At 61.2% G+C, this 18,208-nt stretch carries 15 protein-coding genes; 6 read left to right on the plus strand and 9 right to left on the minus strand.

All coding sequences use genetic code 11. From position 1 onward, the window contains the following. Positions 1 to 39 precede the first annotated feature (39 nt). The 3 genes from FHT92_RS25925 to FHT92_RS25935 form a co-directional block, all read right to left on the minus strand. Positions 40 to 1,119: a YcjF family protein gene (locus tag FHT92_RS25925; protein WP_183830746.1), complete on the minus strand. Its 1,080-nt coding sequence runs from the start codon at positions 1,117 to 1,119 to the stop codon at positions 40 to 42. Beyond that, on the minus strand, positions 1,116 to 2,591 hold the full coding sequence (locus FHT92_RS25930; protein WP_183830748.1) for a YcjX family protein: 1,476 nt from the start codon (positions 2,589 to 2,591) through the stop codon (positions 1,116 to 1,118). The genes FHT92_RS25925 and FHT92_RS25930 overlap by 4 nt, the downstream gene beginning before the upstream one ends. A gap of 86 nt (positions 2,592 to 2,677) precedes the next feature. Next, complete coding sequence (locus FHT92_RS25935; protein ID WP_183830750.1) at positions 2,678 to 3,172, minus strand: histidine phosphatase family protein; 495 nt, start codon at positions 3,170 to 3,172, stop codon at positions 2,678 to 2,680. A gap of 277 nt (positions 3,173 to 3,449) precedes the next feature. Here FHT92_RS25935 and dksA point away from each other — a divergent pair, with 277 nt between their 5' ends. Beyond that, positions 3,450 to 3,869 carry an RNA polymerase-binding protein DksA gene (gene dksA / locus FHT92_RS25940; RefSeq protein ID WP_007826301.1) on the plus strand — a complete coding sequence of 140 codons (420 nt, stop codon included), beginning with the start codon at positions 3,450 to 3,452 and terminating at the stop codon, positions 3,867 to 3,869. A gap of 126 nt (positions 3,870 to 3,995) precedes the next feature. On the opposite strand, the gene FHT92_RS25945 is transcribed toward dksA, so the two are convergent. Further along, positions 3,996 to 5,087 carry a flagellar biosynthetic protein FliO gene (locus tag FHT92_RS25945; protein ID WP_183746815.1) on the minus strand — a complete coding sequence of 364 codons (1,092 nt, stop codon included), beginning with the start codon at positions 5,085 to 5,087 and terminating at the stop codon, positions 3,996 to 3,998. A 286-nt stretch (positions 5,088 to 5,373) separates the two neighbouring features. Between FHT92_RS25945 and cckA the strand changes: the two genes are divergently transcribed. Beyond that, entirely contained in the window at positions 5,374 to 7,977 is a 2,604-nt protein-coding gene (cckA, locus tag FHT92_RS25950; RefSeq protein ID WP_183830752.1) for a cell cycle histidine kinase CckA, read from the plus strand. A gap of 78 nt (positions 7,978 to 8,055) precedes the next feature. Here the strand turns inward: cckA and FHT92_RS25955 are convergent, their stop codons facing one another. Together FHT92_RS25955 and FHT92_RS25960 are read right to left on the minus strand one after the other, a co-directional pair. Then, positions 8,056 to 8,982 carry a pseudouridine-5'-phosphate glycosidase gene (locus tag FHT92_RS25955; protein WP_183746821.1) on the minus strand — a complete coding sequence of 309 codons (927 nt, stop codon included), beginning with the start codon at positions 8,980 to 8,982 and terminating at the stop codon, positions 8,056 to 8,058. A gap of 30 nt (positions 8,983 to 9,012) precedes the next feature. After that, the gene (locus FHT92_RS25960; RefSeq protein ID WP_183746824.1) at positions 9,013 to 9,957 is read right to left on the minus strand and encodes a carbohydrate kinase family protein; all 945 of its coding nucleotides are present in this window, start codon (positions 9,955 to 9,957) and stop codon (positions 9,013 to 9,015) included. Positions 9,958 to 10,186: 229 nt separating this feature from the next. Between FHT92_RS25960 and recA the strand changes: the two genes are divergently transcribed. The 3 genes from recA to FHT92_RS25975 all read left to right on the plus strand — a co-directional run bounded on the left by recA (position 10,187) and on the right by FHT92_RS25975 (position 15,132). After that, entirely contained in the window at positions 10,187 to 11,275 is a 1,089-nt protein-coding gene (recA, locus tag FHT92_RS25965; RefSeq protein WP_183746827.1) for a recombinase RecA, read from the plus strand. 156 nt (positions 11,276 to 11,431) lie between these two features. Next, positions 11,432 to 14,086, plus strand: a complete 2,655-nt coding sequence (gene alaS, locus FHT92_RS25970) for an alanine--tRNA ligase (RefSeq protein ID WP_183830754.1) — start codon at positions 11,432 to 11,434, stop codon at positions 14,084 to 14,086. A gap of 194 nt (positions 14,087 to 14,280) precedes the next feature. Beyond that, positions 14,281 to 15,132 (plus strand): GyrI-like domain-containing protein, encoded by an 852-nt coding sequence (locus FHT92_RS25975; protein ID WP_183830756.1) that lies wholly within the window; start codon positions 14,281 to 14,283, stop codon positions 15,130 to 15,132. A gap of 9 nt (positions 15,133 to 15,141) precedes the next feature. Here the strand turns inward: FHT92_RS25975 and FHT92_RS25980 are convergent, their stop codons facing one another. The 3 genes from FHT92_RS25980 to FHT92_RS25990 all read right to left on the minus strand — a co-directional run bounded on the left by FHT92_RS25980 (position 15,142) and on the right by FHT92_RS25990 (position 17,418). Beyond that, on the minus strand, positions 15,142 to 15,771 hold the full coding sequence (locus tag FHT92_RS25980) for a glutathione S-transferase family protein (protein WP_183830758.1): 630 nt from the start codon (positions 15,769 to 15,771) through the stop codon (positions 15,142 to 15,144). Further along, the gene (locus FHT92_RS25985) at positions 15,677 to 16,057 is read right to left on the minus strand and encodes a hypothetical protein (RefSeq protein WP_183830760.1); all 381 of its coding nucleotides are present in this window, start codon (positions 16,055 to 16,057) and stop codon (positions 15,677 to 15,679) included. The genes FHT92_RS25980 and FHT92_RS25985 overlap by 95 nt, the downstream gene beginning before the upstream one ends. Positions 16,058 to 16,206: 149 nt before the next feature. Next, positions 16,207 to 17,418 (minus strand): NADP-dependent isocitrate dehydrogenase, encoded by a 1,212-nt coding sequence (locus FHT92_RS25990; protein WP_183746838.1) that lies wholly within the window; start codon positions 17,416 to 17,418, stop codon positions 16,207 to 16,209. Positions 17,419 to 17,608: 190 nt separating this feature from the next. Here FHT92_RS25990 and FHT92_RS25995 point away from each other — a divergent pair, with 190 nt between their 5' ends. After that, positions 17,609 to 18,151, plus strand: coding sequence for a hypothetical protein (locus FHT92_RS25995; protein ID WP_183746839.1), 543 nt, complete (start codon positions 17,609 to 17,611; stop codon positions 18,149 to 18,151). Positions 18,152 to 18,208 lie beyond the last annotated feature (57 nt).

The following is an 18,208-nucleotide window of genomic DNA, read 5'->3' on the forward strand; positions in this document are numbered from 1 at the left end:
GAATAAGAAGGCATGCATGTGTCTAAATCCGGCGATTTATTAAGGATTGCCATTGCGCGCAGTCATCGACGGCGTCAGGTCACCGATGAAATCGCCGATTCCCGGCCGTTTCAGCGCCCGGAAGGTCAGCGGACGGCAGAGATCCATGGCGGCAATGCCGATCCGCGCCGTCATCAGTCCGTTGATGACGCCTTCGCCGAATCGAGCCGAAAGCTTGGAAGCGAGCCCATGGCCGAGCACCTGCTGCACGAGGCTGTCACCGACGGCAATCGAGCCGGTCACCGCAAGGTGGGCGAGCACGTCACGCATCAATCTCAGCATGCCGAGCGTGCCGGGACGGCCGCCATACAGTTCGGCCATGGCGCGGATCAGGCGGACAGCCTCATAGAGCACGTAGAGGAGGTCGACGATGGCGCGCGGGCTGACAGCCGTGACGATCGAGACACGCTTGGAGGAATTGACGATCAGCGCGCGTGCCCGACGATCCAGCGGTGCCAGCAATTCGCGCTCGGCAAGCGCAATCAGATGCGGAGCGTCGATGATCTCGCCTTCGGTTTCCTTCAACGTGGCGCGGCCCTTGGCGGTCTCCGGCTTGTTTCCGAGCAGACCTGTCAGGCGAGCGACGACTGCGCGAGCCTTGGCGGGGCGGGTTTCCAGGACCGCGGCATCGGCCTCAGCCTTGATGGTCTGCACCGCGGCAAGCCGCATCATGCCTGCCGTCTCCCTGATGACGATGGCAATGACGGCGAGGATGCCGATCGCGAGAACGGCAAGCGCGGCATAACCCAGCCAGTCGGCGCGGCTGAAGAGATCGTGGATCAGCCGGTCGGTCCAGAGGCCGAAAGCGAGCGAGAGGAGAATACCGAAAGCGCCGGCGGCGATTCTGGCAAAGGAGGTACGGCGCTTGTGCGGAGTGGCGACAGGTACCGGGCTCAGATCCTGTTCCGGATTAAGGAAGGGATCTTCGTCATCCGGCGTCAGCACCACCTCACCGGAAAAGCTTGCGGGCTTGCGACGTTCTGTGCGCGGGGCTTCGGGCGCCGAATTCTCTTCCTCATAGGTGAAGGCGGCAGGTGCGCGGCGCGGCTGATTGGGCTCATCGATTGGCGGCTTGCTCATGCGAGTCGGTCTCCGAACAGGAACTGCATGGCACGGTCGAGGCGGATATGCGGCACGGAGAGTTTGATGCCGCCGCCGGTTTCCTCGAGCTGCGGCGGGCGGAAGCGCACGACATTGACATCGGGCAACTCGACCGAGGCGTCGCCTGCTTCGATGAGCTCGAACAGGGATTCGGGATTTTCCGGCAGATCGCCGGGGAAGATTGCCGTCTTGCGCTCCCCGTCGAAGATTTCGCCGGCGATTTTTTCACCGGCCATGGGCGTTCCGACGATGACGGGCAGGTCGTGGCCGTCGCGGCGCACCGTGGCTTCCCGCGTGGCGCGTACGGAGGCGAGCGCCATGACATCGATGCCGGCGCCGGCCATGCCGATGCGCTCGATGGCGCGATCGACGAGGCGGCGCGTCAGGCGATCCAGCCTGTCGTGGCTTTCGTGGTGCAAATGGTCCGCCTTGGTGGCGGCCACCAGCACGCGGTCGATGCGCCGGCCGAGCAGCGAGGAGAGGATGGAATTGCTGCCGGGGCGGAAGCAGGCGAGCACATCCGTCAGCGCTCGCTCCAGATCCTGCACGGCTTCGGGACCGCGGTTCATGGCCTGTAATGCATCAACCAGCACGATCTGCCGGTCAAGCCTCGCGAAATGCTCCCGGAAGAAGGGTTTGACGACGACGGACTTATAGGCCTCGTAGCGGCGATCCATCATCGCCCAAAGCGAGCCGCGCTCGGGCCTTCCATCCGGGGGTAGGGCAAGCGGCGCGAAAGTCAGCGCGGGCGACCCTTCGAGATCGCCGGGCAGCAGGAAGCGGCCGGGCGGAAGCGTGGAAAGCGAGCGTTCGTCGGCTTTGCAGGCCTTCAGATAGTCGGCAAAGCTGGTAGAGAGATCGCGGGCGACCATTTCGTCGGCGGAAGCGGTGATATCTGTCGCTTTCGTCATCGCAAGCCAGGCGCCCGACAGCTCGGAGCGGATGCCGGTTGCGGCAAGAGCAATGGTTTCCTCGCTGAAGGTTCGGAAATCTTTGCCGAGCAGCGGCAGGTCGAGCAGCCATTCGCCGGGATAATCGACGATATCAATCGACAGGCGGCCGGGTGAGAACATGCGCGTCCAGGAGCTGGCGCTCTGATAGTCGAGCGTGATGCGCAGCTCGGAGATCGCCCGGGTGGAATCCGGCCAGATACGCTCCTTCACCAGGGCTCGGATATGATCTTCATACTGGAAGCGCGGCACGGCGTCATCAGGCTGCGGCTCCAGGCGCACAGCCGAAACGCGGCCGGACCGCACGGCCTCGAAGAGCGGCAGGCGGCCCCCATGCAGAAGATTGTGGACCAGAGAAGAAATGAAGACCGTCTTGCCGGAGCGGGAAAGGCCGGTGACGCCGAGCCGGATCGTCGGATTGACGAGACCGCTGGCGCGGTCTGCAAGATTGTCCAGCGCGATCAGCGCATCGTCAGCAAAGGATGTCAGGCGTGGCGGCAAATCGGAATCCCTGATGGCACTGTCCGCAATATAGGCCCAACATATAGGAAACCGCCGCTGCCTGAAAAAGAAGCGGCGAAAAAGCTCTAATCGATGACGAAATCGATGAGACGCCAAGTCAAAGCGGAAGCATCATAATCGATGACCGCAAGACCCGATGTCGGGAAACCTGACGGTAGAGAGGAGGCCATTGCTTCATGGCCGATCAGTGCCTGCAGGGCCTGTTCCATGGTCGGATTATGGCCGACAAGCATGACGGTGCCAACGTCCTGGGCGTCGATGATTTCGAGATAAGTATCGACCGAGGCGTTGTAGAGCGTGTCGACGAAGCGCATGTCGAGCGTTTCGCCCATGGCCCGATGCATGGCTTCGGCGGTGTCACGGCAGCGAATCGCGGTGGAACTGATCAGGACATCAGGACGGTAACCCTTGTCGGCGGCGCGGTCGGCGACGATCTCGGCATCGCCGTAACCCTTCTGGTTCAGTGGGCGGTCGAAATCGCGCTGTCCCGGCTCGGCCCAGGCGGCTTCGGCATGACGCAGCAGGTAGATCCGGTGGGGTGGAGGCAGGAGGGCGGCCATGGGCAAATCCAGCTTCGAACGGAGCCTTTTCAGTAGCGGTTGCAGTCCGGCAACGTCAACCGCCCACAGGCTTCCAAGGTCGCAAAAGCGAAGCTCAAACACCGCGTTTTGAAAGCGAAGCAAAAATCGCTATTCGGAATAACGATGCGAAAATAGTCTGTTAGCTTAAATTTATGACAGATTTAAAAATCTGTTTGCCTGTCTTATTTGGCTTGAATCGCGGATAGCCCTTGGGATATACACCCGGCCAGATGAGATGTTCTTCAGGAGAATCGCGTTGAGTGAGAAGATCGATCTTAGCAATTATGTACCCTCGGAAGACGAGGAGTTCATGAATACGAACCAGCGCGCTTACTTCAGAGCCAAGCTGGTTGCCTGGAAAAACGATATCCTTAGAGAAGCGCGCGAAACACTCGACCATCTGGCTGAGGAAAGCGCAAACCACCCCGATCTCGCCGACCGTGCATCCTCTGAAACCGACCGGGCGATCGAACTTCGCGCCCGCGACCGACAGAGAAAGCTGATCTCCAAGATCGACGCAGCCCTGCAGCGTATTGAAGATGGCACTTACGGCTACTGCGAGGAAACCGGCGAACCAATCGGCCTGAAACGCCTCGACGCCCGCCCGATCGCCACGCTGTCGATCGAAGCGCAGGAACGCCACGAGCGCCGCGAAAAGGTTTACCGGGACGAATAATCGCTCCCGGAATAATCACTTCCCAGATGGAAATGAAAAGGCACCCCGAGACGATCGCGGTGCCTTTTTGTTTTGGCGGTTCTTGCTCCGGATCATACGACCCCAGCTTTTACTTGTCCCGCCCGCTCACTTGTCACGATTGACGCTCATTTCGCCGAAGATGCGGGCAACTTCCTTCTGAAGGGCGGCATCCGCACCTGTGATCGGCGCCATTTCGGGATCACGGCGCGGCATTGAGCCAGACTGATGGGAGCCGGACTGAGGGGAGCCGGACTGCGAAGAACCGGGCTGCGAGGCAGGGCGAGCCTGCTGGGTATTGGGTGAGGGAACCACGCGCTCGGCGGCAGGATTGGCTGAAATTTCTTCATCGAGGATGCGCTGGAAATCGCGGCGAATGTCGGCTGACTGCAAACCGCCGTCTTCCGTTGCGACACGGGGGACGTGCGAAACGGCGGAAACGCTCTGGGCCGGTGCGGATACCTGCGGTTCGATGCGCTGCTGCGGCAGCACGCGCTGACGGGCTGCATCGAGAATATCGGCGGCGTTGGCCGCGTCCTGCACGGGGGCGGGGCGTTCGGGCTGCCACGGCTGAATCGGCACCGGGCGCTGTGGATCGCCACGTTCGGCCGTGAGCGTCGGAATCGGGTTCGGCTGGACGGGTGCCTGCTGAGCGAACGTCTGCTGCTGGCTGGCCATCGGCGGGGCGACGGCCGGAGTGACCGGCACTTCGGTCCGATGACGGACGGGCTCGGCCGGTGGCGCGATGACCGGAGCGGGCTCCGGCCTGTGGGTTTCGAAATCGGATTCACCGGTTCTGGCCACAGGCGGTGCGACCGGTTTTGGCCGTGGTTGCGGGGCAGGCGGCGGCTGGATGAGCGCGCGTTCTTCGGCCTGCAGCGGACGGAACTCGCCTGCCATTTCCGTCTCCTGCTCCGGCAGAATGCGGCTTTCGATGACGATGTCGGTCGGACCGCCGATCATGACGAGGTGTTCGACATTGTCGCGGCGCACGAGCACGAGACGGCGACGGGCATCGACGGCTGCTGCATCGAGCACCTGAAGGCGCGGCTGGCGGTTGCGCCCGCCGCGAACGAAGGGCGAGGGCGCACGGTTGCGCAGGAACCAGAGAATGGCGATGAGCAGGATGAGCGCAATACCAACGCCGCCGGCGGCAAGCAGGAAGCGGCTACCGTAAGCTCCTACAACATCATCGAACATAGGCACGCACTCCATTTCGCATTATGGCACAAGAGACGACTTTTCCGTTTCTTAGGCAAGAGCCGCCGGCTCTGTCCAGGCACCAACGAAGGCCTTTTCGTGTCATGCAACTTATTTGGCCGGGCGAGCTTAGAGGCAAACTGGCGCGTTTGCCTGTGAATTCAAGCAGTCTGACGAAAGCTGGTGTTTTTGCGGGCGCAGCAAGTTGATAAGAAGGAAAGACTGCCTGATTCCTGTTTCGTAGCGGCGTTGCGAGCGCGGCAGGAAGGGCTTATGCGAGGAATAGATGACGAAATCGCGTCAGGTCGACGACTATAACGCACCGCTCGTGGATCATGGGGGGCGTTCCGGCACGGCGATACGCATCATTCTGCTGGCGATCGTTCTGATCGCGGCGGCGGCAGGCTTCGTCTTCTTCAAGGATTCCCTCGGCAACGAGCTGGTCCTCGGCTGTCTCGGCGTTCTCGCCATGGTCGGCATCTTCTTCCTCGTCTCCTCGGTCATCGGTTTCATCGAGGTCATGCCGCAGCGCCAGTCAGACAGTCTGGCGCGTGCTTTTCTCAACAGCCATCCCGACGGAACGCTGATAACAGACGAGAAGGGCCGCATCGTTTATGCCAATGCCGCCTATGGCGCATTGACCGGCGCACGCAAGGCGACTGAAGTGCAGACGCTGGAGACGCTGCTGTCGCGCCACCGGGAATCGAACGAGGCGCTCTATCGGCTGGTGAACGGCCTGCGCGAGGGCCGGGAAGGCCGCGAGGAATTCCGCCTCCTGCGTGCCGTCGGGCCTGGAAGCAGCGCCGGCGCCCACTGGTATCGCCTGAAGGCGCGGCAGCTGACACCCGAAGAAGGCGGCAAAAAGCCGCTGCAGATCTGGCAGATCACCGACATCACCGCCGAGCGCGAGGACCAGGAACGCTTCTTCAAAGAGCTGCAGAACGCCATCGATTATCTTGACCATGCTCCGGCCGGTTTCTTCTCAGCCGGACGCAAGGGTGAGATTTTCTACCTGAACGCAACGCTAGCAGAATGGCTGGGTCTCGACCTCACCAAATTCATGCCGGGCTCGATGACTATCGGAGATCTCGTCGCGGGCGAGGGGTTGGCGCTGATCCAGTCGGTACAGGCCGAGCCGGGTCTGAAGAAGACCGTCACACTCGACCTTGACCTGCGCAAATCAAACGGCCAGAGCCTGCCGGTCCAGATCATCCACCGCGTCACCTCCATGCGTGACGGGGCGCCGGGCGAGAGCCGGACGATCGTGCTGACGCGCGACAAGGACGGCGAGAACGGCCAGTCGGCTTCGGCGGCCGCCATGCGCTTTACCCGCTTCTTCAATAATACGCCGATGGCGATTGCCTCCGTCGACGGCAATGGCAAGATCCTGCGCACCAATGCACCGTTCCTGAAACTCTTTTCCAATATCATCTCGCGTGACGATCTGGAGCGCGGCGCGCTTCTGGAAACGATCGTGCAGGAGAGCGACCGGCCACAGATTGCCGCAGCGCTGGCCGCCGCAAAGGACCGACAAGGCGATATCGCGCCGATCGATTCCCGCACGCCGACCGACGAGGCGCGGTTCTTCCGCTTCTATGTGAATGCCGTCATCGACCAGTCCGACGAGGCGCCGGAAGAGGCGGCCATCGTCTATGCGGTCGAGGTGACCGAGCAGAAGGCGCTCGAAGCGCAGATGGCGCAGACACAGAAGATGAATGCTGTCGGCACGCTTGCCGGCGGCATCGCTCATGATTTCAACAATGTGCTGACGGCGATCCTGCTCTCTTCCGACCATCTGCTCCTGCAGGCGCGACCTGCCGATGCAAGCTTCGCCGATCTGATAGAGATCAAGCGCAACGCCAATCGCGCGGCAGTGCTTGTGCGCCAGCTTCTCGCCTTCTCGCGCAAGCAGACGATGAGGCCGACGGTATTGAACCTGACCGATGTCGTCGGCGACCTGCGCATGCTCGTTGACCGGCTAATTTCGGGTACCAACGTCAAACTCGACGTCGAATATGGTCGCGATCTCTGGCCTGTTAAAACCGATCTTTCGCAATTCGAGCAGGTGCTGATCAATCTCTGCGTCAATGCGCGCGACGCCATGCCCCAGGGCGGCACGCTGACGCTGCGAACGCGTAACCTGCCGGCCGCCGAAGTCGCCGCCTTCAACTACTCCTACATGCCGCATGAGGACATGGTGCTGGTGGAAGTGACCGATACCGGCACCGGTATTGCGCCCGAGATCATGGACAAGATCTTCGAGCCTTTCTTCACGACGAAAGAAGTGGGCAAGGGTACCGGTCTCGGCCTCGCCATGGTCTACGGCATCGTCAAGCAATCCGGTGGTTATATCCAGCCGGAATCGGAAGTCGGCAAGGGCACGACCTTCCGCATCTTCCTGCCGCGCCACATCGTCGAACCGGCGGTGGCTGCCGAAGCGGAAGCCGCCGATCAAGCCGTTGCGGCCGGCGGTGCGCAGATTGTGGAACTCGTCCAGCCGAAGCAGCCGGAAGACCTGACAGGCTCAGCCGTCATCCTGCTCGTCGAGGACGAAGAAGCGGTGCGGCGAGGCGGCAAGCGCATGCTGGAGACGCGCGGCTATACGGTCCATGAGGCGGGCTCTGGGGTCGAGGCCCTCGAGATCATGGAAGAGCTGGAAGGCAAGGTGGACATCGTCGTCTCCGACGTGGTGATGCCTGAAATGGACGGGCCGTCTTTGCTGCGCGAGTTGCGCAAGAACTATCCGGACCTGAAGTTCATTTTCGTGTCAGGCTATGCCGAGGACGCATTCGCCCGCAACCTGCCGCCGGAAGCGAAGTTCGGCTTCCTGCCGAAGCCGTTCTCGCTGAAGCAGCTGGCTGTGGTGGTGAAAGAGACGCTGGATAGTTGATATGATTAAGGGGCGCTGTGCGCCCCTTAAGCCATTCCGCGATGGATCTCGTTGGCGGTGCCGGCGCCAGATGTTGGCTTACTCGCCAAGCGCCACGGCAATCTCCGCTGCAAGCCGCGCGTTGTTCTCCACAAGCGCAATATTCGTCTTCAGGCTTTGGCCATCCGTCAGATCGAAGATCGTGCTCAGCAGGTAAGGTGTTACCGCCTTGCCGGTAACTTCATCGCGCTCGGCGCTGTCGAGGGCGCGTTCGATATAGATTTCCATTTCCTCGCGAGCGATCTCGTCGGCTTCCGGCACCGGGTTGGCAATCAGCATGCCGCCATCGATGCCGAGCTGTTCGCGCGTCGTCTGGAAGTTGGCGATCGCGGCTGGGCTGTTCAGCGTCAGCGGGCTGCGGATACCCGAGGAGCGCGACCAGAACGCCGGGAATTCATCGCTTTCATAGGTGACGACGGGCACACCGCGGGTTTCCAGCACTTCCAGCGTTTTCGGAATATCGAGGATTGCCTTGGCGCCGGCGCAGACCACGATGACGCCGGTGCGGGCCAGTTCTTCCAGATCGGCGGAGATATCGAAAGTTTCTTCGGCGCCGCGATGCACGCCGCCGATGCCGCCGGTCGCGAAGACCTTGATGCCGGCGCGAGCTGCCGCGATCATCGTGGCGGCAACGGTCGTCGCGCCGGTGCGACGCTCGGCGATCGCGAAGGCGAGATCGGCGCGCGACACCTTCAAGACATCCGTCGCCCGGGCGAGCTGCTCAAGCTCAGCGGCTTCGAGGCCGACATGCAGAGTGCCGTGGATGACGGCGATGGTGGCGGGAACCGCCCCCTGATCGCGAATGATCGATTCGACGCTGCGCGCCATCTCGATATTACCGGGATAGGGCATGCCGTGGGTGATGATGGTCGATTCGAGCGCCACGATCGGGGCGCCGCGCTGCTTGGCGGCGGCCACTTCCTTGGAATAGGAGATCGGCAGGAGGGGCGAGATAGGTTTGGTCATGGTCCGTATCCGTTTATCGATGTTGCCGCTTCATTGCAGAATTCTCGCCGCCGGGACAAGCGAAAGCATGTCGCGAAGAAGGTCCGACGCGAGATTTTCGTTCACCGCATGCCGCGACTGGACGGTGAGGGCTGCTGCCGCCGCGCCATGGCGGACCGCTTCTTCGAGCGGATGGCCGTGCATCAAAGCAGACAGTGTGCCCGCCGCAAGCGAATCTCCCGCACCGGTGACATCGGCCACCTCATCAGAGATCGGCGGCTGCAGGAGAAGTGCGCGACCGTTCTTGAAGGCGACAAGCTCGCGCTGGCCGCGGGTGACGACCGCGCCGCTAACGCCGATGTCACCGAGCAGCGACGGCCACCCGGCAGCATTGTCCGGCCGCTTGCCAGTGAGGGCTGCAGCCTCGGCCTCATTCATGAAGAGATAGTCGATACCTTCCAGGCAGGGCAGGAGGCGCACCACCTTGGCCGGTGAAATGGCGATTGCCGCCACCGGCTTGCCGAGCGCCTTGGCCCTTGCGACGATCGCAGCTGCCGTGTCCTCGGGCAGGTTGGCGTCGAAGAGGATGAAATCGGTGGCAGCGAAGGCATCGCGCACCCAGCGGATCGACAGCCGCCGCGGCACGAAGAAGCGGTAAAGCTCCATATCCGCCAACGCGATGACGAGATTGCCGTCCTTCTCAATGATCGCCGTATAGCTCGGCGTCTTGCGGTCGAGGAAGACGAAGGGGCGGTCGTTAATTCCGGCAATATCGGCCGCCTCGCTCACCATCTCGCCGATCGGATCGCCGCCACGCGGCGAAATCATCGTCACCTCGAAGCCGAGCCGGGCGAGATTGCGCGCCGCATTAAAGCCGCCGCCGCCCGGTTCTTCGAACCAGGTTCCGGGGTTGCTGGCGCCCGGCGCCGTCTCGCCGGCAATGCGGCCGCGGCGATCGATATGGGCACCGCCGAGAACAAGAATCTTGCCGCTCATTTCTGCACCCCCGAAGCGAATCGAATGGAGGCCAAAGCGGCCTCGTTAATCGCGCAGAGCAGACTAAGCCGTTGCTTTACATCGATAAAACAAAAATAGAACACGGGCCGTTTTACCTTTTTCTTTCAATTATTTGCAACCCCATTGCGAAATAAGAACAAATGGGGTACAAACTTCACATCAGCGGCGACATTGCTAGAGCAGCGTCAATAACCTAAAGGTGGATCGAATGTCTCAGAATTCATTGCGGCTCGTAGAGGACAAATCGGTGGACAAAAGCAAGGCGCTCGAAGCGGCACTCTCACAGATCGAGCGGTCGTTCGGCAAGGGCTCGATCATGAAACTCGGCTCGAACGAGGGCATCGTCGAGATCGAAACGGTTTCCACAGGGTCGCTCAGCCTCGACATCGCGCTCGGCATCGGCGGTCTGCCGAAGGGCCGTATCATCGAAATCTATGGTCCGGAAAGCTCCGGTAAGACGACGCTCGCTCTGCAGACCATTGCCGAAGCACAGAAGAAGGGCGGCATTTGCGCCTTCGTCGATGCCGAACATGCACTCGACCCCGTCTATGCCCGCAAGCTCGGCGTCGACCTGCAGAACCTCCTGATCTCCCAGCCGGACACCGGCGAGCAGGCGCTCGAAATTACCGATACACTGGTGCGCTCCGGCGCTATCGACGTTCTCGTCGTCGACTCGGTCGCCGCGCTGACGCCGCGCGCCGAAATCGAAGGCGAAATGGGCGACAGCCTGCCAGGCCTGCAGGCCCGTCTGATGAGCCAGGCGCTGCGCAAGCTGACGGCTTCGATCTCCAAGTCGAACTGCATGGTGATCTTCATCAACCAGATCCGCATGAAGATCGGCGTCATGTTCGGCTCGCCGGAAACGACAACGGGCGGCAATGCTCTGAAGTTCTACGCCTCCGTCCGCCTCGACATTCGCCGCATCGGCCAGGTCAAGGAGCGCGAAGAGGTGATCGGCAACCAGACGCGCGTCAAGGTCGTCAAGAACAAGATGGCGCCTCCCTTCAAGCAGGTCGAATTCGACATCATGTATGGCGAAGGTGTTTCCAAGACCGGTGAACTCATCGACCTCGGCGTCAAGGCCGGCATCGTCGAAAAGTCTGGTGCCTGGTTCTCCTATAACAGCCAGCGCCTCGGCCAGGGCCGCGAGAATGCCAAGATATTCCTGCGCGACAATCCGGATCTCGCCCGCGAGATCGAGACGGGTCTGCGCCAGAACGCCGGCCTCATCGCCGACCGCTTCCTGCAGAATGGCGGCCCTGATGCCGGTGATGACGCGGGTGATGGCGATATGTAATTTTCGCCTCTACCGTTGAAGCAGATTTCCTGCCGGCCGCATTCCCTCACGAGAATGCGGCCGGTTTTGTTTGTTCGCTGGACAGTGGCTAGGTCGAACGATAAAAGCCGATGGATTTAATTTTACCTGCCTGCAGGCAGCATCGAAGGGCATGAAATGAGCGGTGTAAACGATATCCGGTCGACCTTCCTCGACTACTTCAAGAAGAACGGCCACGAGATCGTTCCATCGAGCCCGCTCGTGCCGCGCAATGACCCGACGCTGATGTTCACCAATGCCGGCATGGTGCAGTTCAAGAACGTCTTCACCGGTCTCGAAAAGCGTCCCTATTCGACGGCGACCACCTCGCAGAAATGCGTACGCGCAGGCGGCAAGCACAACGACCTCGACAATGTCGGCTATACTGCACGCCACCTGACCTTCTTCGAAATGCTCGGCAACTTCTCCTTCGGCGACTATTTCAAGGAGAATGCGATCGAGCTTGCCTGGAAGCTCGTCACCGAAGGTTTCGACCTGCCGAAGAGCCGGCTGCTGGTCACGGTCTATTCCGAAGACGAGGAAGCAGCGTCGCTGTGGAAGAAGATCGCCGGTTTCTCCGACGACAAGATCATCCGCATTCCAACCTCTGACAATTTCTGGCAGATGGGAGATACCGGCCCCTGCGGTCCGTGTTCGGAAATTTTCATCGATCAGGGCGAGAATGTCTGGGGCGGCCCTCCCGGCTCGCCGGAAGAGGATGGCGACCGGTTCCTGGAATTCTGGAACCTCGTCTTCATGCAGTTCGAACAGACGGAGCCTGGCGTGCGCAACCCGCTGCCGCGTCCGTCGATCGATACCGGCATGGGTCTGGAGCGCATGGCCGCGGTTCTGCAGGGCGTCCAGAGCGTCTTCGACACCGATCTCTTCCGCACGTTGATCGGGGCCATCGAGGACACAATGGGCGTCAAGGCGGAGGGCAGTGCCAGCCACCGCGTCATCGCCGACCATCTGCGCTCCTCGGCCTTCCTGATCGCCGACGGCGTGCTGCCGTCGAATGAAGGTCGCGGCTATGTGCTGCGCCGTATCATGCGCCGCGCCATGCGCCACGCCCAACTGCTCGGCGCCAGGGAACCGCTGATGTACAAGCTGCTGCCAACGCTGGTGCAGGAGATGGGTCGCGCCTATCCGGAACTGGTGCGCGCCGAGGCGCTAATCTCCGAGACGCTGAAACTCGAGGAAAACCGCTTCCGCAAAACGCTGGAGCGCGGCCTGTCGCTTTTGTCAGACGCGACCACCGACCTTTCCAAGGGCGACATGCTGGATGGAGAGACCGCCTTCAAGCTCTACGACACCTACGGCTTCCCGCTCGACCTTACTCAGGATGCGCTGCGCGCCCGCGAAATCGGTGTCGATATTTCGGGTTTCACCGATGCGATGGAGCGCCAGAAGGCCGAAGCACGTTCGCACTGGGCCGGCTCCGGCGAGAAAGCGACGGAAACCGTCTGGTTCGAGCTCAAGGAGAAGCACGGCGCGACCGAATTTCTGGGCTACGACACCGAAACGGCTGAAGGCGTCGTCCAGGCTGTTGTCAAGGACAACGCCGTTGTCGACCAAGCCAAGGCCGGCGACAAGGTGCAGATCGTCGTCAACCAGACACCATTCTACGGTGAATCCGGCGGTCAGATGGGCGATACCGGCGTGATCTCGTCCGACCACGGCAAGATCGAGATTTCAGATACTCAGAAGAGGGGCGAGGGCCTGTTCGTGCATCTGGGTACGGTCGTTGAAGGTGTGATCAAGGCCGGTGATGCGGTCGTGCTGACGGTCGATCATGCGCGCCGCTCGCGCCTGCGCGCCAATCACTCGGCCACCCACCTGCTGCATGAGGCGCTGCGCGAAGTACTCGGCACCCATGTGGCCCAGAAGGGCTCGCTGGTCGCACCCGAGCGCCTGCGCTTCGACGTTTCGCATCCGAAGCCGATGACGGCTGACGAACTCAAGGTCGTCGAGGAGATGGCCAACGAGATCGTGCTACAGAACGCGCCTGTCACGACCCGCCTAATGAGCGTCGACGACGCCATCGCGGAAGGCGCCATGGCGCTCTTCGGCGAGAAGTACGGCGATGAAGTGCGTGTCGTCTCGATGGGTATGGGTCTGCATGGTGCGAAGAGCAACAAGCCTTATTCGGTCGAGCTCTGCGGCGGCACCCATGTATCGGCGACCGGCCAGATCGGCCTCATTCGCATCCTCGGCGAGAGCGCCGTCGGTGCCGGCGTTCGCCGTCTCGAAGCCGTCACCGGTGAATCTGCGCGCGAATATCTCGCCGAACAGGACGATCGCGTGAAGACACTCGCTGCCTCGCTGAAGGTTCAGCCGTCGGAAGTGCTCTCGCGCGTCGAGGCGCTGATGGACGAGCGCCGCAAGCTCGAAAAGGAACTGGCGGACGCCAAGCGCAAGCTCGCCATGGGCGGCGGGCAGGGCGGTTCTGCCGATGCCGTGCGCGACGTCGCCGGCGTCAAGTTCCTCGGCAAAGCCGTGGCCGGCGTCGACCCGAAGGACCTCAAGGGGCTCGCCGATGACGGCAAGGCCAGCATCGGCTCCGGCGTCGTGACGCTGATCGGCGTATCCGATGATGGCAAGGCAAGTGCCGTCGTGGCCGTTACGCCCGATCTCGTCAGCCGTTTCAGCGCTGTCGATCTGGTGCGCGTCGCCTCCGCAGCGCTCGGCGGCAAGGGCGGCGGCGGCCGTCCCGACATGGCGCAGGCCGGCGGCCCTGATGGATCCAGGGCCGACGAGGCGCTCGAGGCAGTTGCAGCGGCACTTGCAGGCTGAGCTTCTGATACGGATCGATTGCAAAGGCGGGACATGTTCCCGCCTTTCGTTTTAAGCGAACGCCCCTTCCATTCTGCGTGGGTTTTTCCCGAAGAGGATGAAAGCGCACGCTCTTGCATTTCATGGAAAGTCCGCAGGATTTGTCAAACCGGACTATGCTTTGCTGCAGCCGATCGATTTGCATGAGGTTTGACATGGTGGGTGAAACGGCATGGGCGCTCTACGAAAACCGCGTGAGACGGGTCTCGGCCTATATCCACGATCATCTGGACGAGGATCTGGACATGGAGCGGCTGGCCGAAATCGCCTGCCTGTCGAGCTATCACTGGCACCGGATCTACAGGGCGATTTACGGTGAGACGCTGGCGGCGACTGTCAAGCGACTGCGACTGCATCGCGCGGCGGGCGACATCGTCCGCACGGATCTCGATGTCAGCGAGATTGCGAAGCGATCAGGCTATCCCAATCTCCAGTCCTTCAACCGCATCTTCAAATCGGTCTACGGAATGCCGCCGGCACGCTACCGGAAAGAGGGAAGCCACACAGTCTTCGAACCCTCAATCTCCGGAAAGGCGACAGCCATGTTTGATGTCACCCTGAAAACCATTCCGCCGCTCGAATTGATCGGCGTTCCCCATACCGGTTCCTATATGGAGATCGGCAAGGCCTTCGAGACGTTGTTCGGCACGCTCTATGCCCGCGGACTCGCAAAGCCGGAGATGCGCATGATCGGCGTCTATCTTGACGACCCCGATCTCGTGCAACCCGAGAACCTGCGCTCCGTCGCCTGTGTCGCGGCAGGTGAGGAGACGGCTGCCAACGCACCGCTGGAGCGACGTGTGGTGGAAGGCGGCGATTATGCCGTGCTGCACCACAAGGGGCCTTACGCCGATATGTACAAGGCCTATCAGTGGCTCTACGCCCAGTGGCTGCCGGGATCCGGCCGGCAGATCCGGGACTGCGTCATGTTCGAGGAATATCTCAACAATCCGCGCGAAGTCGCGCCGACCGAATTGCGAACGGATATCTACATGCCGCTTGCCTAGCCGGGGAGGCTAGGCAGCCTGCATCGCTTTCGCTGCCTCTTCATCGAGCGCGGTTGCCCGCTTATAGGCATCACGTTCGGCAAGGCGGCCGAAATAATCGACGAAGGCCTGGCGCTTTTCGATGCCGCCGAAGGCAAGGCCCCAGCCGATATGCGAGCCGACATAGACGTCAGCTGCCGTGAACCGGTTGCCGGTGATATAAGGAGAGGCGGCCGAAACCGCCTTTTCCAGCGTTCCCATGACATCGCCGAAGGAGCCGCAGCCGGCCATACGCAACCGCTCCTGCGGGATTTCGAAGCCAAGCGCCTTCAGCATGACGGAGGTTTCCAGCGGCCCGGCGGCGAAGAACATCCAGCGGTAATAATCGGCACGCTCATCGGGCTGGGGGGCGAGGCCTGCTTGCGGAAATGCTTCTGCAAGATACGCACAGATCGCGGCGCATTCCGTCACGATCGTCTCGCCATGTCGGACCGCCGGCACCTTGCCCATCGGGTTGATGGACATATAGGCCGGCTCCTTTATCGTCCCACCGAATGTCAGGATTTCAGTATGATATGGTACGCCGGTTTCTTCCAGCATCCACCGTGCTATCCGGCCGCGCGACATCGGGTTCGTGTAGAAGGTGATTTTCTCGGTCATCCTGCTCTCCTCTCTCCCATGCTTTCTTCGTAGCATTGGTGCGAGAGATTTCAACCTTTGGCGCAGGCGAGCTCTTCGCGGCGGATCGAGGAATGACCTCTGTCGCCGGCAGTACATCAGCTCCAGGGGTTTCGGCGGAAGCGGATCGCCAGCGCTGACGGTAATGCTGGGTCTGCGTCTCGATCAGCGCAAGATCAAGGTAGAAGACGATCATATCCTGGCCTTCGCGGCGCGCCATCAGCCTCGCAAGTTGCAGAAACTCGGGAACGAAACTCTTCTTGGCCATCAGAACCTCCACGCCCAGGCGAGTAGATTGATAGGCTTTGCAACTTACGCGAAACTTGCATTTTATAGGTCATTACTGATTATCGGCCACGACGACAAAAAAACCCGGCACAAAAGGCCGGGTTTTCCGATGCTTCATCCGAGCAGAGCTCAGGCCATGGCAGCCTGCAGGTTCTGGTCGATCTTGTCGAGGAAGGCAGTGGTCGAGAGCCACGGCTGATCGGGGCCGATGAGCAGCGCCAGGTCCTTGGTCATGAAGCCGGCTTCGACGGTGTCGACGCAGACTTTTTCCAGCGTGGAGGCGAACTTGGCGAGTTCGGCATTGTCGTCGAGCTTGGCGCGGTGCGCCAGGCCACGCGTCCAGGCGAAGATCGAAGCGATCGAGTTCGTCGAGGTTTCCTGGCCCTTCTGGTGCTGGCGGTAGTGGCGGGTGACCGTGCCGTGAGCGGCTTCGGCTTCAACCGTCTTGCCATCTGGCGTCAGGAGAACCGAGGTCATCAGGCCGAGCGAGCCGAAGCCCTGGGCGACCGTGTCGGACTGAACGTCGCCATCGTAGTTCTTGCAGGCCCAGACGTAGCCGCCGGACCACTTGAGAGCGGAAGCGACCATGTCGTCGATCAGGCGGTGTTCATAGGTGATGCCGGCTTCCTTGAACTGATCCTTGAATTCGGTCTCATAGACTTCTTCGAAGATGTCCTTGAAGCGGCCGTCATAGGCCTTGAGGATGGTGTTCTTGGTCGACAGGTAGACCGGCCACTTGCGCATCAGGCCGTACATCATCGAGGCGCGCGCGAACTCGCGGATCGACTCGTCGAGATTGTACATGGCCATGGCGACGCCGGCGCCCGGTGCGTTGAAGACTTCCTTCTCGATAACCGTGCCGTCTTCGCCGACGAACTTGATCGTCAGCTTGCCCTTGCCGGGGAACTTGAAGTCGGTTGCGCGGTACTGGTCGCCGAAAGCGTGACGGCCGACAACGATCGGCTGCGTCCAGCCCGGAACGAGTCGGGGAACGTTGCGGCAGATGATCGGCTCACGGAAGATGACGCCGCCGAGGATGTTGCGGATCGTGCCGTTCGGGCTCTTCCACATTTCCTTGAGGTTGAATTCCTTCACGCGGGCTTCGTCCGGAGTGATGGTCGCGCACTTGATGCCGACGCCGTACTTCTTGATGGCGTTGGCGGCATCGACGGTCACCTGGTCGTTTGTGGCGTCGCGGTTTTCGACCGAGAGGTCGTAATAATCGATGTCGAGGTCGAGATACGGATGGATCAGCTTGTCCTTGATGAGCTGCCAAATGATGCGAGTCATTTCATCGCCGTCGAGATCGGCGACAGGATTGGCGACCTTGATCTTCTTCATGTATCTGCCTCGTAAGCTTAAGAAAGGGACAGCTGTCCCGGGTGGGTGATGTGGTCCGGAGCGCTATAGCATTGTGAGCCGGGAACGCAAAGCCGAACGGGCGGAACCGTGACGTTTTTGCCGCCATTGCCATGTGCCGGAAAATGGCTAGTCTCGCCCGCATAAGCTCCCGAGTCCCGGACATTTTGCCATGAAAAAGATCGCCGTTCTGTTCGCTGGCCTCGTCGCCGCCCTGTCCGTCGCACCAGGCCTTTCGCTTGCGTCCGATGCCACCGCGCCGGTCAAGGAAATCATTGATGATACGAAGAAGAACTGGGCGAGCGACGTCAGCGACTGGATCGATATTTTCCAGGAAAGCATGCTCGATCGGCTCTACAGCAAGGATTTCGGCGACAAATACAAGGCGGCCGCCAAGAACCCGGCAGCCGACGAGGATGGCATTTCGCCCTTCGACTATGACGTGATCGTCAATGGCCAGGATGCCTGCCCGCTGCAGGATCTCTCCATCGAAAACGGCCAGCCGGCAAACGGCACGACCGAGGTGACGGTGAAGTTCAAGGCGGCGACCTGCCTGGAAGGCACACCCAACAGAGATGCCTTTACCACTGTGCGTTTCGAGGTGATCGAGGAAGCGGGCAAACCCGTCATCGACGATATCATGATCCAGGGCGAAGAGGGGAACGGGCCGATATCGCTCAAGGAAACCATGGTGCAAATCGCCAACGGCGAATGATACGCCGGCTGTTCGCAGCAAACCAAGCCAAGGTGTGATTTGATTTTTGCTGAGGCG

The sequence above is a fragment of the Rhizobium sp. BK377 genome (assembly GCF_014193935.1).
Taxonomy (GTDB): Bacteria; Pseudomonadota; Alphaproteobacteria; order Rhizobiales; family Rhizobiaceae; genus Rhizobium.

Bases quoted from the DNA above. Each gene is read 5' to 3' on its own strand.
- FHT92_RS25925 (WP_183830746.1), bottom strand. From the start codon at position 1,119: ATGAGCAAGCCGCCAATCGATGAGCCCAATCAGCCGCGCCGCGCACCT.
- FHT92_RS25980 (WP_183830758.1), bottom strand. From the start codon at position 15,771: ATGACCGAGAAAATCACCTTCTACACGAACCCGATGTCGCGCGGCCGG.
- FHT92_RS25990 (WP_183746838.1), bottom strand. From the start codon at position 17,418: ATGAAGAAGATCAAGGTCGCCAATCCTGTCGCCGATCTCGACGGCGAT.
- FHT92_RS25985 (WP_183830760.1), bottom strand. From the start codon at position 16,057: ATGGCCAAGAAGAGTTTCGTTCCCGAGTTTCTGCAACTTGCGAGGCTG.
- FHT92_RS25935 (WP_183830750.1), bottom strand. From the start codon at position 3,172: ATGGCCGCCCTCCTGCCTCCACCCCACCGGATCTACCTGCTGCGTCAT.
- FHT92_RS25960 (WP_183746824.1), bottom strand. From the start codon at position 9,957: ATGAGCGGCAAGATTCTTGTTCTCGGCGGTGCCCATATCGATCGCCGC.
- cckA (WP_183830752.1), top strand. From the start codon at position 5,374: ATGACGAAATCGCGTCAGGTCGACGACTATAACGCACCGCTCGTGGAT.
- FHT92_RS25995 (WP_183746839.1), top strand. From the start codon at position 17,609: ATGAAAAAGATCGCCGTTCTGTTCGCTGGCCTCGTCGCCGCCCTGTCC.
- alaS (WP_183830754.1), top strand. From the start codon at position 11,432: ATGAGCGGTGTAAACGATATCCGGTCGACCTTCCTCGACTACTTCAAG.
- FHT92_RS25945 (WP_183746815.1), bottom strand. From the start codon at position 5,087: ATGTTCGATGATGTTGTAGGAGCTTACGGTAGCCGCTTCCTGCTTGCC.
- recA (WP_183746827.1), top strand. From the start codon at position 10,187: ATGTCTCAGAATTCATTGCGGCTCGTAGAGGACAAATCGGTGGACAAA.
- FHT92_RS25975 (WP_183830756.1), top strand. From the start codon at position 14,281: ATGGTGGGTGAAACGGCATGGGCGCTCTACGAAAACCGCGTGAGACGG.
- FHT92_RS25955 (WP_183746821.1), bottom strand. From the start codon at position 8,982: ATGACCAAACCTATCTCGCCCCTCCTGCCGATCTCCTATTCCAAGGAA.